The 18,021-nt window shown below is 37.0% G+C and carries 16 protein-coding genes; 6 read left to right on the plus strand and 10 right to left on the minus strand.

Translation table 11 applies throughout. The features are described 5' to 3' along the window. Positions 1-11: 11 nt before the first annotated feature. From DR017_RS06560 to DR017_RS06590, 6 genes are all read right to left on the minus strand, one after another. Complete coding sequence (locus tag DR017_RS06560) at positions 12-845, minus strand: universal stress protein (RefSeq protein WP_002679390.1); 834 nt, start codon at positions 843-845, stop codon at positions 12-14. A 32-nt stretch (positions 846-877) separates the two neighbouring features. Further along, positions 878-1,735, minus strand: coding sequence for a hypothetical protein (locus tag DR017_RS06565; RefSeq protein ID WP_002679497.1), 858 nt, complete (start codon positions 1,733-1,735; stop codon positions 878-880). Positions 1,736-1,743: 8 nt separating this feature from the next. Continuing rightward, positions 1,744-2,562: a hypothetical protein gene (locus DR017_RS06570; protein WP_040361185.1), complete on the minus strand. Its 819-nt coding sequence runs from the start codon at positions 2,560-2,562 to the stop codon at positions 1,744-1,746. Between the two features lie 4 nt (positions 2,563-2,566). Then, positions 2,567-3,451: a hypothetical protein gene (locus DR017_RS06575; protein ID WP_002679488.1), complete on the minus strand. Its 885-nt coding sequence runs from the start codon at positions 3,449-3,451 to the stop codon at positions 2,567-2,569. 4 nt (positions 3,452-3,455) lie between these two features. Beyond that, entirely contained in the window at positions 3,456-4,328 is an 873-nt protein-coding gene (locus tag DR017_RS06580; protein WP_002679345.1) for a hypothetical protein, read from the minus strand. 470 nt (positions 4,329-4,798) lie between these two features. Further along, a complete protein-coding gene (locus tag DR017_RS06590; protein ID WP_002679359.1) occupies positions 4,799-5,245 on the minus strand; it encodes a hypothetical protein in 447 nt (148 codons plus the stop codon). Positions 5,246-5,475: 230 nt separating this feature from the next. Here DR017_RS06590 and rimP point away from each other — a divergent pair, with 230 nt between their 5' ends. The 3 genes from rimP to infB all read left to right on the plus strand — a co-directional run bounded on the left by rimP (position 5,476) and on the right by infB (position 10,125). Continuing rightward, positions 5,476-5,943 (plus strand): ribosome assembly cofactor RimP, encoded by a 468-nt coding sequence (gene rimP / locus DR017_RS06595; protein WP_002679480.1) that lies wholly within the window; start codon positions 5,476-5,478, stop codon positions 5,941-5,943. A 10-nt stretch (positions 5,944-5,953) separates the two neighbouring features. Further along, positions 5,954-7,186, plus strand: coding sequence for a transcription termination factor NusA (gene nusA / locus DR017_RS06600; protein ID WP_002679495.1), 1,233 nt, complete (start codon positions 5,954-5,956; stop codon positions 7,184-7,186). 86 nt (positions 7,187-7,272) lie between these two features. Next, positions 7,273-10,125: a translation initiation factor IF-2 gene (gene infB / locus DR017_RS06605; RefSeq protein WP_002679437.1), complete on the plus strand. Its 2,853-nt coding sequence runs from the start codon at positions 7,273-7,275 to the stop codon at positions 10,123-10,125. Positions 10,126-10,192: 67 nt separating this feature from the next. Here the strand turns inward: infB and DR017_RS06610 are convergent, their stop codons facing one another. Both DR017_RS06610 and tamL read right to left on the minus strand, forming a co-directional pair. Beyond that, a complete protein-coding gene (locus tag DR017_RS06610) occupies positions 10,193-10,897 on the minus strand; it encodes a LytR/AlgR family response regulator transcription factor (protein WP_002679491.1) in 705 nt (234 codons plus the stop codon). 6 nt (positions 10,898-10,903) lie between these two features. Then, positions 10,904-13,480, minus strand: coding sequence for a translocation and assembly module lipoprotein TamL (gene tamL / locus DR017_RS06615; protein ID WP_040361190.1), 2,577 nt, complete (start codon positions 13,478-13,480; stop codon positions 10,904-10,906). A 40-nt stretch (positions 13,481-13,520) separates the two neighbouring features. Between tamL and DR017_RS06620 the strand changes: the two genes are divergently transcribed. The 3 genes from DR017_RS06620 (at position 13,521) to DR017_RS14560 (ending at position 16,112) form a co-directional block, all read left to right on the plus strand. Continuing rightward, the gene (locus DR017_RS06620; RefSeq protein ID WP_002679339.1) at positions 13,521-14,249 is read left to right on the plus strand and encodes an RNA methyltransferase; all 729 of its coding nucleotides are present in this window, start codon (positions 13,521-13,523) and stop codon (positions 14,247-14,249) included. Positions 14,250-14,282: 33 nt separating this feature from the next. After that, positions 14,283-15,338: a DUF6688 domain-containing protein gene (locus DR017_RS06625; protein ID WP_002679330.1), complete on the plus strand. Its 1,056-nt coding sequence runs from the start codon at positions 14,283-14,285 to the stop codon at positions 15,336-15,338. Positions 15,339-15,806: 468 nt separating this feature from the next. Continuing rightward, entirely contained in the window at positions 15,807-16,112 is a 306-nt protein-coding gene (locus DR017_RS14560; RefSeq protein WP_502243687.1) for a hypothetical protein, read from the plus strand. A 97-nt stretch (positions 16,113-16,209) separates the two neighbouring features. Here DR017_RS14560 and DR017_RS06635 read toward each other — a convergent pair whose 3' ends face one another. Together DR017_RS06635 and DR017_RS06640 are read right to left on the minus strand one after the other, a co-directional pair. After that, positions 16,210-16,764: a hypothetical protein gene (locus DR017_RS06635; RefSeq protein WP_002679237.1), complete on the minus strand. Its 555-nt coding sequence runs from the start codon at positions 16,762-16,764 to the stop codon at positions 16,210-16,212. An 84-nt stretch (positions 16,765-16,848) separates the two neighbouring features. Next, complete coding sequence (locus DR017_RS06640; RefSeq protein WP_040361191.1) at positions 16,849-17,988, minus strand: DUF6884 domain-containing protein; 1,140 nt, start codon at positions 17,986-17,988, stop codon at positions 16,849-16,851. Positions 17,989-18,021: the final 33 nt, after the last annotated feature.

Raw genomic sequence — 18,021 nt, forward strand, 5'->3', positions numbered from 1 at the left:
TACAAAAACTACTATTTCTCTTTCTCTACCCTAATAGTAAGTACCGGAGTATTAGAGTGATTTACGAGGTCGCTACTAATACTGCCGTTGAAGAAATGAGCGATACCTTTGCGTCCGTTAGGGAACATACAAATAAGGTCTATTTTATTATCTTTCACGTAGTTGAGAATACCTGTTTCTACACGAATATCGTTGTATACGTGAGTTTCGTAATGCTGACGCACGTGCTCAGCTTCTTTGAGAAACTCTTCCATACGGTGGTTGATTTCGTGAGTAGTAAGGAACTGATAAGGCGTATTCACATATACCAAATCTACTTTAGCGCCAAAGAGTTTGGCTAATTTCAACGCTTTTTCAAAAGGTTTTAAAAATCGTTTAGAGAAGTCGCAACCAAACATTATGTGTTTGATTTTGAGTTTTTCGTGTGGATTTTTAATTACTAATACAGGTACAGAGGCAGAGCGAATCACTTTTTCGGCATTAGAACCGATAAAGAGTTCTTTTGCTCCTGAAGCACCGTTGGAACCCATAAACACAAGGTCGATATGGTATTTTTTCACTACATTTTCCACAGCTTCAGGCAAAGGCGAAGTTTCTACCAAATCAAGAATTTCTACATCGGTATTGAGAGTTTTGTGGAGATCGTTAAAGCGCTGTTTGGTGAGGTTGAGAAAATACATAGCCTCAGGCACAGACACTTGACTCTCGGTCATTAAGCGCACTGGCAATTCTATCGCGTGAAGCAAATAGATTTTAGCTTTGTGTTTCTTAGCCAATTCAATTGCTACGTGAAGAGAAGCGATAGACTTCTCAGAAAAATCGGTGGTTACTAAGATGTTTTTCATAAGACTCTATTTTTTTAGTTATTAATTAAATTTTATGTGTTAGGAATAATTTTATCATTCTCGAATTTCAGACTATATGTTTTTTTATTACCTTCATTATCTTCAAAGAAAATCTCGAATTTTTCGCGAGCTTCTATTATAGGCACTACATCTTCATCGCTGAAAGGAAGTATATAGGTATACTTAGCTATAACCTGCTTATTGTTCATTCTAAAAAGGGTAAGAGTGTTCTTGTTTTTTATAGCATAGAACGTATCATTTTCCCAATAATTACTTTGCCCCCACCCTGCTACTTTACCTAATAGCTGCCACTCTTTATTGTAAGCCAATCGCGGTCTATCGGTTCTAGAATAAATTTGAACAAAGAAACCTAAGTCTCCTTCTTTACTAATACCATATAGTTTTTCAAGAGATACTTCATAGATTTTATCATTGGAAAAGACAAATTTTTTGTGATAATATCTATCTTTATCTTCTCTAAATCCTTGTGGTTCTACCAAAGGTTGTTGTGCAACTATACGACCTACTCGCACCTCATTATCTCTATAGAAATTTAGTTTTAGTTCCTCGGTATTGAAGTTACGTCCATCTATAATCACTTTTTCAGGAAGTGTTTCTTGATGTTGCGCTATAATCTTCTTGTTTCTAATCAAATAAAAATAGAAAGTATTTTTATATTTACCTATAGTATAAGTATTTTCAGGATCGGGATAACCTGATTCTTGACCTTGTATTTCTACCTCTTGAGGAATACCTAATTCTTTTTTAAATTCTTGAAAGGGGTCATTTTTATCAGTTATTTCTTCCTTAGGTTTGGAGGGTTCTTCCTCTTTTAGATGACAAGCTATAAAGGGGAATAGAAATATAGTGTATATTAGTATTTTTCTCATTGTTTCAATTATTTTTTTTCTACAAGTTGTTCATTTTTGAGCACTAATATATAATTTTTCAGATGTCCATCCTTATCTCTAAAAATGATTGTTTTATTAGTGTTAGAAAACTCGGGGATAATTTCTTCTTTAGGAGAAAATGGTAGTTTTTTAGTATATTTAGCTATCACCCGCTGTCCTTCAACTCTAAAAAGTACTACTTCATTCTGTATATCAACTACAAAGTAATCCCAACCGTTTCTACTATCATTTTCAATTTGTGTATATGGATAGAAGAGACCTACATACGACCATTGAGGATCGTAGTAACGATATGGATCACTAGTAAGTCCAGGTGAACTTACAAGGTATCCCATTCCTTCATAAGCCTTAATAGTATTGATATTATCCACTTCTATAGCTGATATCTTATCACTTCCCATTACAAGATGCTCTTTGTAACAAGCCGGTTCAGAAATTCTAAATCCAGGTGACTCCACTTTAGGATAGTCTACTTTTAAAGATGCTAGCACTACACTACCACAATGGCTTACTACTATTTTTGCTTCATTGAAATCAAACCATTTTTCTCGTATTTTCAGTTTCTGGGGCATCGTTTTTTCTCCTTGTGCGATGATTTTCCCTTTTTTAACAGTATAACAACAGAGAGTAGTTTTTCCTTTTACTCCAGCAACATACGTCATATAAGGATGGTAATAATCAGTATATTCAGCTTTTATCACCATATTTTGTTGCTTGGAGTTATTTTTCTCTACCTTAGAAGTAGCCTCTTCTTTTGTACAAGCTATCATTACTATTAAAACCAAATAGGTTACAAGTATTCTCATAGTATTATATATTAACCAAAATTAATTCTTTCCCTGTGAATTTGAAATAGTAATTCTTTTGATGACTAATATTGTCTTCTTTATAGAAATATATTTGGACAATATCTTTTTCTACTTTTAAGCTAGGATAATAACCTGTTATTAGTTCGGGGAGAACTCCTACGTATTTCTTTACAAAAGCATTACCTTGATATTCCAAGAGAAGTATCTCATGTTCATTTTTTAGGACAGCATATTTTTTATTAATATGATAACAATCATAGGTATAGATTTGCATAGGTATTTCACCCCAGAAATCCCAATTAGCATCATACAGCAATTGTTTATCCCTATTTCCTTCTATAGTTACAAAATACCCTAAGCCTTCTTGGTATTTTATGGAGGCTACTTTATAAGGGATATCTACTACTTTTACATTTTCGTCGTTTAAGATAACCTTTTTGTTGTATAGTTCATATTCAAAATCGCCGTCATCTTCGAACTGTACCTTTATAGTTACTACGCTCACATATCCATTGACATACACAAAAGTGGGTTGCAAGCGTTTTGTATCCATTTGGGCTACTTTTTCACCTCTAAACGTTAAACTATCGGGAAGAATTTCTATGTGTTTAGAAAGCACTTTATAGGTTTGAGAATCATATTTATAAAAATAAAACGTATTATTGTGTTTCGCAAGCACATCGGAAGGAAAACCTATTCGAGGAATTGTTTGCTCTATTATTTCAGCTTCTATAGGAATATTAAGTTTTTCCTTTAACAATTCATCTTTTGTCTTTTCTTTTTTAGGTTCTTCTTTTTCTCCAATAATATCATTATTGTCCTTGGTGTTACACCCTGAGAGTGCCAATATAGAAAATCCTACAATAAGTATATATATTTTTTTCATAGCATTATGTATTGACTAACATTAGTTCCTCTCCAGTAAATTTGAAATAGTAATTCTTTTTATTACCATTTTTATAAAGATAGATTAAAATTTCGTTCTTTTCAAATTTTATTTCAGCAATACAATCAGTTTTCTCAGGAAGTGCTGCAGTGTATTTTTTTACTAATTTATTATTTTTAAATTCAAAGAAAATTACTTCCTTATCATTATTCAATACAGCAAATGATTTTTTACCAGAATAGGGATTTTTATGAAAATACAAGGGCACTTTTCCCCACAAATTCCAATTGGTATCGTATAATAGTCGCCATTGATAATTATCTGCCATAGCAATAAAACAACCTATTCCTTCCATATATTCTATTTCTTGTATTTCATAAGGAATATCTACTACTTTTACAGCTTCATCACTTAAAACAAACTTTTTTGAATAATATTCATACTGAAAGCTGGTATAAGAAGGATTTTCTACAATAGCAAATGATACTCTAATGCCTCCGATTGCAATGTTATTTTTTTGAAATAGAATAGGTTCTATACGTTGTGTATTTATCTGACCTACTTTTTCACCTCTAAATTCTATATCTTCAGGAAGTGTTTCAATATGTTTAGCAAGAACTTTGTAATCACCATCATATTTATAGAAGTAAAAAGTTTTTTTATTTTTAGCAAGTAGATAAGATGGATAGCCCACTACGCCAAAAGCTTCATACGTTATTTGAGCTTCAGCAGGAATACCAAGTTTTTCTTTTATAAACTCTTCTCTGGTTTTTTCTTTTTTAGGGTCTTCGTGAGGATTAGCAGGTTCTTCTTTAGCATTGCATCCCAAAAGAACTAACATAAAAACTCCTATCACTATGTTAAGTATATATTTCATTTTTATATATTTTATTCATTTTGATGAGGCAAATGTACGACTTTTATTTTTTATTTACAAGAAAAAAGTTTCTTTTCTTTTCATTTTATTGATAAATTCTTGTGAAATCGGTCTTTTATTACGTTAATTCCTAAAGTTTATTTTGTTACATTACTCAAAATATAATACATAAAGCTATAAAAAACTACATTCAACAATAAAAAGAAATAGGTAACCTTTACAATTCTAAAAACTTTATAATGAGATTTTTGCATTAACCTTAACACTGTTTGATAAATAAGAAATATAGGCGACACTATAAAAGCAGTAAAAAATATAGTCCCCCCTATTATTTCAACCGCATTATTATACCTAAAATCATCACTCGTATGCAAAAAATTATTAAACAACATCTCCCAAAATACAAGAGGGTTGATCATCACACAAATCAAACACCAAATACCTAACAATAAAGTTACATTTCTCATTTCTTATTCATTCTTGATAGCACATTCTATCCATATAAAATAAAAGTTATTATCCTTTTTTTCAAACCAATAAATCCTCAAAAGATCATCATCCTTACCTTCATATTCCTTAAAAACAAGACCATAAAGTTTATGCTCTGTTTCTGGTGTAGTATTATAATCCATAGCTGGATAATAGAACAACTTAAAATCTTTTTCTTTGAGTTTTCTCTCGAAAAACTCATCAAAAATAGCACTAAACGCCTTCTTTACTTTTGCCCTGCTATAGGTAGTAGAGTGATGCATATCTATGGAAGGAATGCAATCAACTGTTACTCTTTTGTCTATCTTAAAACTTTTATCTTTAAGCTGACTGAGCAACATAATAGAATCTTGCTGAGAAAAGCTATTTTCTTGCGCCAAAACAAGAGTACTAATGAATAATGATAATATCAAAAAATATACTTTCATACTTTTAATTTCATTATTCTACTTTTAGCTAAAAAGTAGTGATTTCTCCTTAAAAAAACTTAAATTGGAACAGCCCGAGAGATTAAAATAACAGCCCCAAAACTACCACCTATTTATCTAATTTCCAAAACTTTTTTTACTTTTTTTCTTGTTATTTAGAAAAATCGTTGTATCTTTGCCCCGAAAAACAACATCAGAGGGGACATTTAAGTCCCCTCTTTTTATAGAAAATGAATTTTAAAGACCAAGTTAAAGAGTTAGTAGACAAAGCTTTAAGCAATCACCCCGAACTCTTCCTCACCGATTTAACCGTGGGGACTGATAATACTATCCGCATCACTATCGATGGCGATAAAGGTGTATGTATAGATGATTGTATAGAACTCAGCCGTGCTGTAGAAGGTGCTTTAGATCGTGAAACTGTGGATTTCGCTTTAGAAGTAACCTCTTTTGGCGCTACCGAACCCTTTGTAATGGAACGCCAATACACTAAAAACGCTGGCAGAACTGTGCAAATCACTACCCTCGACGGCAAAACTCACGAGGGGGTACTCAAAGGATTGCAAGAAGGCAAAGCCGTTCTCGAAACGGAAACCCGCGAACCTAAACCCGTAGGCAAGGGAAAAATCACTGTAAAAAAAGAGCAGCTTTTTGCGCTCACCGATATAAAAGAAACTAAAGTAATCATTAAATTTTAATTGAACGTATATGAATAGTCTTGAATTAATCGAATCATTCTCGGAGTTTAAAGATGATAAACTCATCAACCGCGAAACCTTGATGGCTATTTTGGAAGAAGTTTTCCGCAATACCCTTAAAAAGAAATACGGCTCTGACGATAATTTCGATATCATTATCAACCCCGATAAAGGCGACCTACAAATTTTCCGCAACCGCGTGGTAGTGGAAGACGATGCGGTTACTAACGACAACCAGCAAATCGCCCTTTCGGCAGCTCGCAAAATCGAACCCGACTTTGAAGTAGGGGAAGACGTTTCTGAAGAAATTAAAATTAATGACTTAGGTCGCCGTGCTATCTTGGCTTTGCGCCAAAACCTCATCTCTAAAATTCACGAATACGATAGTATGACTATCTATCAGCGTTTCAAAGACTTGATAGGTCAGCTATACGTAGCCGAAATTCACCATATCCGCCACAAAGCCATCATCTTGCTTGACGACGAAGGTAACGAAATTATCCTTCCTAAGGAAAAACAAATCCCTTCCGACTTTTTTAAGAAAGGCGAACACGTGCGCGGTATCATCGAATCGGTAGAACTAAAAAGCACCAAGCCTACCATCATTATGTCGCGTACCTCTCCGGTGTTCTTAGAGCGCTTGTTTGAACAAGAAATTCCAGAGATTGCCGATGGTCTCATCACCATTAGCAAAGTAGTGCGTATCCCTGGTGAAAAAGCCAAAGTAGCGGTAGATTCATTTGATGAGCGCATCGATGCTGTAGGGGCTTGCGTAGGAGTACGTGGTGCTCGTATCCACGGCATTGTACGTGAGTTAGGCAACGAGAATATAGATGTATTGCCATTCACTAACAACCCACAGCTACTTATCACCCGTGCCTTAGCACCTGCACGCGTATCTTCAGTAATTATCAACGAAGAAGAAAAACGTGCCGATGTATATTTGGCTAACGAAGAAGTCTCTAAAGCTATTGGTAAATCAGGGTACAACATCCGTTTAGCAAGTCAGCTTTCAGGTTATGAAATCGATGTATATCGCGAAGGAGTAACCGAAGAAGATATTGAACTTACCGAGTTCAACGATGAAATTGAACAATGGGTAATTGAAGAGCTCCAAAAAGCAGGTCTTGATACCGCTAAAAGCGTACTTGAACTTTCAGCTGAAGAGCTAATGCAACGCACCGACCTTGAGGAAGAAACCGTAAACGAGGTGCTACAAGTACTTGCTGCCGAATTTGAGTAGCAGGTAATTTAGGTAAGAGGTAACAAAAAAGGGGAATTGACAATTATGTAATTGTCGATTGCTAATTGATAACTAAAAACATATATATGAGCGAGGGAAAAACAATAAGAATTAACAAAGTTTTAAAGGATTTAAATATCTCTTTGGCGACTGCAGTGGAAGAACTCAAAAAACACAAAAACATTGAAATTGAGGAGAGTTTGAACACTAAAATTACCGAAGAGGCTTTTGAGTTCCTTTCTAACAAATTTAAAGCCGACAAAAATAAGCGTGCGGTTTCTAAAGAAATTGTAGAAGATAAGCGCAAAGAGCGTGAAGCTATCCGTATGGAACAAGAGAAGGAAAACCAAGAAAAACGCAAGCAACAAGAACAGGAAGTAATTCGTGCCAAAGCTCAATTGGCAGGACTCAAACCTGTGGGCAAAATAGACCTTGATGGGGCTAAAAAAGAGGAAAAAACAGTTCCTGCCGAAGCTCCTAAAACCGAGGTAGCAAGCACCCCTCCTACTCCTGTAGAGCCCGTAGTAGCAAAAGAAGTAGAAGTAACTCCTGCTGCCGAAGTTGTTAAAAACAACGAAAATAAAAATCATAACCACAAAGACCACAAAGAGATCAAAAAGAAAGAATCCCCCAAACCCGACGCTCAAAAAAATAAAACTGTTTATCAAAACCCTTTGATGCAAGCCATTACCCCGCCTAAGAAAAAGGAACAACACACTAAACACAAGGAAGAACCTACTCCTGAGATTTCTATTGGTGTGATTGAAACCCAATACCAAAAACTCACTGGGCCTAAAGTGGTAGGTGAGAAAATTGACCTTAGCCAATTCGAGAAAAAGAAGAAAAAACGCAAACGCAACCGTCATAAAGACAAAGAAAAAGAGGCTCAAACTACTAATAGTACTATTGGGGCTACTGCCGACAGCGAAAAACGCAAACGCAAACGCATTCGCAAAGATGAAGTGAATGTAACCAAAGGTGGCGACACTGCGAAAAAAGAAAAGAAAAACAAGATTATTACCAAAATAGAACCTACTGAAGAAGAGGTACAAAAACAAGTGCGCGAAACCCTCGAACGCTTGCAAGGAAAAGGTACCAAATCTAAAGGGGCTAAATACCGCAAAGAAAAACGCGAAACTCACCGCCAAAAAGCGGAACAAGAACTCGCAGAACAAGAACAACAAGAAAAAATCTTAAAAGTAACCGAGTTCGTTACCGTAAACGAATTAGCTACAATGATGGATGTGCCTATCAACAAGGTTATTGGTGCTTGTATGTCACTCGGCATTATGGTTACTATGAACCAGCGTCTTGATGCTGAAACCCTCTCTATCGTAGCCGATGAATTTGGTTATGAAGTGGAATTTGCAACTGCCAACATTGAGGAGGCTATCCATACTGAAGAAGATCAACCTGAAGATTTAGTGCCTCGTGCGCCTATCGTAACCGTAATGGGTCACGTAGACCACGGTAAAACATCACTTCTCGACTACATTCGTAAAGAAAATGTGATTGCAGGTGAAAGTGGTGGTATTACTCAGCACATTGGAGCTTACGGGGTGAAACTCGAAAGCGGTGAGCGCATTACATTCCTCGATACCCCTGGTCACGAAGCCTTTACCGCTATGCGTGCTCGTGGTACTAAAGTAACTGACATCGCTATCATTGTGGTAGCTGCCGATGACGATGTGATGCCACAAACTAAAGAGGCAATCAGTCACGCTCAAGCAGCTGGAGTGCCTATCATCTTTGCTATCAACAAGATTGACAAACCTAATGCTAACCCCGATAAAATTAAAGAACGCTTGGCAGGTATGAACCTACTTGTGGAAGAATGGGGTGGTAAAATACAATCACAGGACATCTCAGCTAAACAAGGTATTGGTGTTCCTGAACTATTGGAAAAAGTACTCTTAGAAGCTGAAATCCTTGAACTAAAAGCAAACCCTAACAAACCTGCTGTAGGTACTGTAGTAGAAGCTGCTCTCGACAAAGGTCGTGGTTATGTATCTACTGTACTCGTAGAATCAGGAACTTTGCGCGTAGGTGATTATGTACTTGCAGGTACTAACTCGGGTAAAATACGCGCTATGCACGATGAGCGCGGTAGAAAGGTGAAAGAAGCAGGTCCTTCTACTCCTATCTCTATCTTAGGTCTCGACGGAGCCCCTCAAGCAGGTGATAAGTTCTATGTATTTGAAGACGAGAAAGAAGCTAAACAAATAGTAGCCAAACGCGCTCAGTTACAACGCGAACAATCGGTGCGTACACAGCGTCACATCACCCTCGACGAGATTGGACGACGCATTGCCCTCGGCGATTTCAAACAGTTGAATATCATCCTCAAAGGAGACGTAGACGGCTCGGTAGAAGCACTTACCGATTCATTCCAAAAACTCTCTACCGAAGAGATTCAAGTGTCTATCATCCACAAAGGTGTGGGTGCTATCACCGAATCGGATGTATTGTTGGCTTCAGCCTCTGATGCGATTATCATTGGTTTCAACGTTCGCCCAATGACTAATGCACGTGCTTTGGCAGAAAAAGAATCTATTGATATCCGTACCTACTCTATCATCTACGATGCTATCAACGATTTGAAAGACGCGATGGAAGGTATGCTTTCACCAGTGTTCAAAGAAGAGGTAACTGGTACAGTAGAGATACGCGAACTCTTCAAGATTTCTAAAGTAGGAACTATTGCGGGCTGTATGGTAACTGATGGTAAAATCTATCGCAACTCTAAGATACGCCTATTGCGCGAGAATGTGGTGATTTATACCGGCGAACTTTCTTCACTCAAGCGTTTCAAAGACGACGTAAAAGAAGTGAGCAAAGGTTACGATTGCGGTTTGCAAATCAAAAACTACAACGATATTCACGAAGGTGATGTAATAGAAGCCTTCCAAGAAGTTGCCGTTAAAAAGACTCTTAAATAATAAGTAAGAGGTAACAGGTAACAAGTAATAGATAAAAAGCTGTTTAAACGATGTTTAAACAGCTTTTTTATAACTTAATCTTCTCGAAAAACGCCTCTTTGCAGTGTTCGGCAATGGTGATGCGCTGTTTGCCAAATACTACTTGATTGCGCTCTACCACTTCCACTTTATCTAAGGCTACAATAAACGAGCGATGTACGCGCATAAATTGTTCAGGAGGTAAATCTTCTTCTAATTTCTTTAAACTCATCAGGGTGGTAATAGGGGCTGTATCGCCGATGAGGTATATTCTCACATAATCTTTTAGGCTTTCTATATAAAGAATATCGCTGTAGAGCACCTTCACTTGTTTGTAATCAGTTTTTACGAACATATAATCAGGTACTTCGGTAATTTGAGGGGCAGTAGTTCCAGCGATAAGCAAGGCTTTTTCTACTGTTTCCAAAAACTCGGAGTAATCAAAAGGTTTCAGTAAATAGCCTATCGCATTTACTTTATACCCTTCTAAGGCATACTGATCAAAAGCTGTAGTAAAGACTATTTTTGAAGCCGTGGGAAGCTTTTTGGAGAGTTGCAAACCGTTGAGTTCAGGCATCTGTATATCCATATAGATAAGCTCGGGGGCGGGGTTGCTATGCAGAAATTGCAATACTTCTATGGCATTGCTAAACTTCCCCACAAGTTGCAAGGAAGGAGTTTTCTTCACATAACTCTCTAAAAGACAGAGCGCCATAGGCTCATCATCTACTATAATACACGTAAGCGGTTGCATATTGATTTAGAAAGGATAGTTGATACCAAAGTTAAACACCGTTTCTTTTATTCTGAATTTCTTTATCCAGCGATCACCTATAGGTTCAGCAGGATCATAGGTAGGGATCCCCATATCGAGGCGAATGACAAAGAAATTGAAATCATAACGCAAACCTAAACCTGTACTCAAACCTACATCTTTTAGTGATGAAAGATCTTTGAATTTATACTTATCAAATCGAGTATCATCGGCTACATTCCAAATATTTCCTACATCGGTAAAGAGAGCTCCTTTGAGAGCTCCTAAGATAGGAAAACGATATTCCAAATTGAGTGTAATCTTCATATTGGCTTCGTTGTAATCCAAAATTGAACCACTTGCCCCAGGACCTAAGCGGTAGGCTTTCCACCCGCGGTTATCGGTAGTACCTCCCGCAAAATAACTCTGTGAAAAGGGTATATTATCGGAATTACCATACGGAATTGCGACTCCTAAGAAAGAACGAAACGCCAAATAACTCTGTTTGCTAACAGGGAAGTGCTTGATAAAATCGACCTCAGCTTTGGCATATTGGGCGTATTCCACCCCAAAGAGTTTATTTTTAGTACTCCCATCACTATTCACTACCTTGTAGGTCGCTGCAATGGCATTGAGCAAACTGCCTGCTCCTTCTATTTTGAAGCGGAGTTGAGAGAAATTGCGGTCAAAAAACTGTGATTTGCTATTGATGATATACGTAAAACTACTCGCCACGATAAAGTCGTTGTTAGTAATACGGCGATAGCGTTCAGCAACTCCAAAAAGAGGCAAAATATCCTCATCCTGAATAGTTAAAGTCCCTTCAAATATATCATTCATAAAGTTAAAGGTACCTTCGGAGGGGGTAAGATTCCCTCGGCTATCCACATATCGACTGCCTAAGCTATACTTACGAGCAATATCATTGAGCCTTTCATACGTGCTTTGGTAGATATTAAAAAAGTTACCAGGGTTGATATTGTTCACGTACTGTACATTTATCAAATCGAAAATCACCTTATTCTTTTGGTTGCGCGGATTCCACACATAGCGCAATAAGCCCGAAGTAGTGCGTTTATCAAGCCCTATATTAGTTTGGTAACTCATCCCTCCTTGCAAAATAGTTTGAGGGGTCATATAGTACGGAATGAGCTTGCGAGTATTCAGTGGAAAAACGATAGAGGGGAAAATGAGGCGGATATCACCACTCCCTTCCGAGGTATTGAAAAATCGCGTATCCTTAAGTGTAGGCTGTGAGGCAAAAGTCCCTTGGAAGTTCAGTTCTAAAGTTTCAGCCCCTCTAAACAAGTTGCGCGCTGCAAACGAAGTACCTATCCCAAAACCAATGGCTTCAATTTCCGATCGCTTAATCTCATTGGTAAGACGCAATGAAAATTTATCCATAGACGATAGGTAGATATTCGCATCGAGTTTGTTTTGCAAGGTATCGTTGGCGGCGTATTTAAACTCCATATTGGGGTAGCGAAACACGCGTAAGTTATTGAACTGACGATAAGTATTACCGCGCTCCATATCGGAGTAGACCGCCCCTTTTCGCAGCCCCGTAGCGTGGTACAGCACTCGCGGACGATAGCGGAGTTTATCCTTGTAGTAAATAAGCATATCGCGATACTGTATAGAGTCCAAAGTACTCTTATCTACTTTGTTGTCGTAATCGGTGTAGAGGCGTATTTTATTGATGTGGTGTACTTTGTATTTTTTGGTAGTAATCACATCGCCATCGCGTTCTATAAGGTCGCCTATATCGGTGGTTACCTGTAGTTTAGTGTCCTTTTGGGCAGCAACTGTATCGCGTACAATTTGGAAGTTGATAGAACTCTGCTGAAAAGTGTAAAAACCATTGTTGCGGAAGAGTTCGTATAGGCGTGAACGCTCGTTGCTAAAATCGCTAAGCTGATAGGGCGCCCCCGATTTGAGGAAAGTTTTTGATTTGTGCAATTGGTAAACCGAATCAATTTCGGGAGAAGTGATTTTCGTTTTGAGGCTATCCAAATAGTAACGCTCGCCCGTGGTGATGTAGTAGCCTACTTTAGCTTGTTGTTTTTCTTCTTTAGGAAGAGGGAAAATGCTATCGGTTACTTTGTTGTTGAAATAGCCTATACTGCGGAAGTACGCTCCCAATTGTTTGGTAGATTTATGTACGCGGGCTGTATCAAGCACGGCAGGAGCTTCGCCTATGCGTTGCAATTGGTGGTCGATACCCGATACTAAAAACGATTTCTGGAGTCTGCCCACCTGTTTTTCAGACAAGAGTCCTTTGAGAAAACGATGCCAACCTGGGTGTGTGTCAATCCATTGAGCAAAGTCTTTTTCGGCATTAGGATTGCCCAAATTGTAGATATACAAACTGATGGGCATTCCTAAAATATACGAATTAGGCTTTTGTAACACAAAATTGTTTATCTTTGCATCGTCGGTTTTAGTGCCATTCACGTACACGAGATTTTCTCTGAGCAAATGGCGGTCTTTAGGCACACGCTTGGTAGCATCACACGCGCTGAGTGCAATGGTCAAGACGAGTAGTATACCGATAAGGCTTAGTGGGGAACGCGTATTTCTCACAAGTTTTTGTTTTTAGGGCTCAAAAATACACAATTATTTTATGCTTAGCAAAAATCAACTCAAATTAATTCAGAAACTACAACAGAAAAAATACCGCAACGAGCTGAATCTCTTTATAGTAGAGGGAAAAAAGAGCATCGTGGAATTTCTGCAAGCAGGCTACCGATTAGAACTGCTCATCGCCACCGAAGTGTTTGCCGAAGTTCTTAGCCATCACCCTATCACGCTGGTGAGCAAAGAGGAATTGAGGAAAGTGAGTGCCCTCAAAAACCCTGATGAGGGCTTGGCAATTTTTCACCAACGCAAGCACAAGGGCATACTGCAAGAGGGGATAATTCTCGCTTTGGACAACGTGCAAGACCCTGGCAATTTAGGCACCCTGATACGCCTCTGCGACTGGTTTGGCATCGAAACTTTGCTCTGTAACACCCAAACCGTAGATTGCTATAACCCTAAAGTAGTGCAAGCCACAATGGGCTCACTTACCCGTGTAGCAGTGCATTATGTAGATTTAGCGGGATTTTTGGCTACTTGTAGTCTGCCAGTATATGTAATGGATTTGGAAGGTGAAAACCTCTATACTACTGAATTTCCCGAAGATTGCGTACTCATCTTAGGCAATGAAGCCAATGGGATAACCCCCGAAGTGCGTTCCTTAGCGAATAAGGCAATCACTATTCCGCGTTTTAGCAAACACCAACAGACAGAAAGCCTGAATGTGGCAATGGCAGGAGCGATTGTTTTAAGTAAGGTAAGAGGCAAGAATTAAGAGATAAGAGGTAATAATTAACAAGTAAGAGTTATGATTTTATTATTGCCAATTTTAATATTAGTAGGTTTATGTTGCTACGGACTTATGAAGCAACAAGTTCCTTTGGCACAAAGTTTAACGATTTTGTGTTATATCTTCTTGTTTTTTCTCTTCCTCATAGGGGTAGCTATCGATGTACATCCTTATGATAAAGCTATTGACCCTATTGACAATGGTTATGAGTTCATCGCTAAACAATACAGCCTTATATATTTAGTATTTTTCTTACTATATCACATTGCTTTAGTGCTTCTTTGGTTTCGCAAATCAGCTTTGCCACCACTTATTTTAGCATTGGGATTGTGCGTGCTCTATATAGGGTTGTTTTTTAACGGGGTACTCATCTTGCAACTTTTAGGCTCACAAGAAGGTGCTGAAATCTTAGCTTGCTTTCCTGTTTTCAGTCTGTTATTAGGTTTGGGTATCATCATTCGCACGCTCATCGATTTGCCTAAAAACCTATCTTTTAGTCCTTCTAAACACCAATGGCTCAACCAGCTAAACGAAAAACTCTCTACAAAAAGTGCGCTGTTTTGCTCCTCGGTAATAGCTATATTGCCTGTGTTTGTGCTCATTACCTTAGTACTGATGCTCTTTGGAGAAGATTACGATGCTGTGAGCAAAGCTCTGACAGAGACTACAACTTGGGGGTTCTCACAACACGACCACCCGCCGCATTTACCCCACCAAGGGCATTATCTTTGCACGGTAGCTGCCTGTGGGAGTCCGCAATTAGTAAAACCTTTGCGCTGGGGGATACGAGGCAAACAGCGCATTATCGTAAACCGACAGTTGCAGATTGCTAACGCCTTTGAAGAACTTATCGCCGACCTCTCTCCTACCCTACACCGCTTTATACGCAAGAACTACGACCGCTATGGCTACAACCTCTCTAAAAAAATCAAAACCCGCTGGGCTTCCAACCTCACTTATATACTGATGAAGCCTTTAGAATGGGGATTCCTACTTTGTCTATACACCTTCTGTTTACGACCAGAGGAGAAGATTAGGAGGCAGTATTCTTTACAATTAACAATTAATAATTAACAACGGACAGATAACAATGAAAAGGTTAGAGGATAGAGTATAAATATTTAATTATCAATTATTAAGTATAGTTGATAGAAATATTGCAAATAAAGAACAGCTAAAAAATTTGCGTATGTATTAAAAAAGTAGTATCTTTGCAACGCAAAACAGATTAAATTCGTTTTGAATGGTGCGGGACGAGACTTTGGGTCTCTATACGCCTTCACCCCTCCGGGAGGCAAATTGATGAAGAGTCAGTTTGCCTCCTTGTTATTTTAGCCTATCTGTTTTATTAGTAATTGACAATTCGCCAATTTGCTCATTAGGAAAGTTAAGGCAATAAAGAACCACCGCTGAGCGAGTAAATGCACAGCGGTGGTTTTTGTTTGATTATCTCTTCTTTAGACACTCAATATTGCTACTGCGATAAAAAAGAGTTTTTTCATTGAGATAAAATAGTTATTTGAGTGTTGATAATTATCTAATTTGTATTTTGAAAAGTTTTTTATAAGCTTCTACACTACCAGTAGGGACAATTTGGTGCTCCAGGTGATGCAGAGGTTAAGATTACAAGATTTATATAAATCCTATTACTTTTTTAGATTGGTATGCGCTTTTGTAAAAAGAGCCCTGTCTCAGATTTATGGTACTTTTGAATTTAAATTACCAGGTGGAGTTACGTTGAACTATTCCACTTTTACTGATAGTGCTAATGATGATATCCAAGAGGTAAAAGAATGGGCTGAGAATAATAGAAGTATAAATTTCTTTTATAATACTAATACTATTTAAAAAAATAAAACAAAATAAAAAAATATCCATTAAGTTTATCTTTTCGAATAACCTAATGGATATTTTTATTTTATTATTGTTATATAAATACCTATCATTAATATTCTATTTTTTCTACTTTTTTATTGGTGTCAATTTTTAGGAAAGCTTCAATTATTTTTTTAGCCCATTTTTCATTAGGATCATTAATATTAATTATTCTTTTATTTATATATTCTTTTTCTATATATTTAGTGCGGTATGCATATATTATATCTTTTTGATCTATATTAGAAGGATTAATGTCTAATAAATAATTCGAGCTGGTGGATTCTACAAAGCCATCTTTTTTATTATAAACGAAAGTAAGCACTTCCCGAGAATCATGAGCCACGTAAATAGTATGTTCATCTCCTATAATAGCATCAATTTCTTTTATTTTATTTATTAATAATTGTTTTTCAGATGCAGGGGACTGGTTATTATTATTACCATTGTTTGGATTACCAGGTTTGATATTATCTGAATCCTCATTAGATGAACCATCATATTCAACTTTATTAGGCTTCTTTAACTCATCCTGCTTATCAGAATCCTTTTGGCAAGATGTGAAAGTTAAACCGAAAACTACTAAAACTACAACTAAAACTGATTTTTTTAAGATTGATTTCATTACTTTTGACTTTTATTTAATTGTTAATAAATTGATTTTGTTTTTACGATAGGATAGTTGTTATTAATTGCTAAACTACAAATATTAGAGTTTGTATTTAGCATTAGATTGTTGTATTATTTGCAAAAGTTGTTGCAACTCAGCAAGGGTAAGAGGGAGACCATTCATATCATCATCTTGCCAAAGACCACTTGCTTTAACATTGGGATTAGACGAGTGCTTACCTAACCAATTATTTGATGATTTTATAATTCCATTTTTACCGGCTTGACCAAGGGTGGATATGAGTTTATTTTCCCAGAATTCCCGCTCGTTTTGAGTTTCTACTTCAAAAACGACAAACGAAAAATTCTCTTTCATATAATTAGAAACTTCTTTTTCTATATCTGTGATAGAATGTTTAGCTTTGTTTTGCAGGCTATTCCCTACATATTTTCTAAAACTACTTGCTTTCATATTCCCTCTAAAATGCTGATCTAAACGGCTAAATAGCTTATTACCTCTTTGAGAATCTTTATCACTATCTTTTGTGTGAATTCCCACTCTCACAATTCTATCTTGTGAATAGCCTTGTGGATTTGTGTATATTTCTCCTTTTTCAAAGAAGACATAGATACCATTACGAGGTACAATCCATTTTTTACCTCTTTTCTTTTGGTAAGGGTAAGAAAAACGTCTTAGGGTATTAAAGAAATCGTGTAGCGCAGAAAGGAAAGTTTCGCTTGCTACAGTAGTGGAGTTGAGGGCAGCAATTCTTTTGCTTATTTTCTGTAATTCAGCGCCCATTAGTTTTTGCTCTGCTACCCATTGTTTTTCTTCTTCTTCATTGAGTATTTGGAGCATTTCGCCATTTCCTTTTACACCTTCAAAAGGAAGTTCAACATTTTTTAAACTACCTTTGAGAGACTTTACATAGTCCTTGCCAGCCAAGATGATAAACTTATCATTTTGCAGGTCGGCTACTTTTTTGAGGTGCTCAATTACTTTAGCACCCCACGCTTTATTTTCAGCTTTTTTGTTGCTTACTCTTTGATTGTAAGGTTCTATTACCTTATCTAAAGGCAGTAGGTAATGCTTTGCTGAAAGAATGTAGATAGCATCAGGATTTAGTTTTTTAGCGTGTGCTAAATTTTTCTTAAACAGAGGGCTTGTATACAATTGTTCAGCAGTTGTTGCTGCATTTGCTTTTTTAGAAGCACACGAAATAAGTACAATTGTTCTCATTTTACAATTCATTTTTTCAGCGGCAAAAGTATA

The organism is Capnocytophaga sputigena (assembly GCF_900446695.1).
Lineage (GTDB): Bacteria > Bacteroidota > Bacteroidia > Flavobacteriales > Flavobacteriaceae > Capnocytophaga > Capnocytophaga sputigena.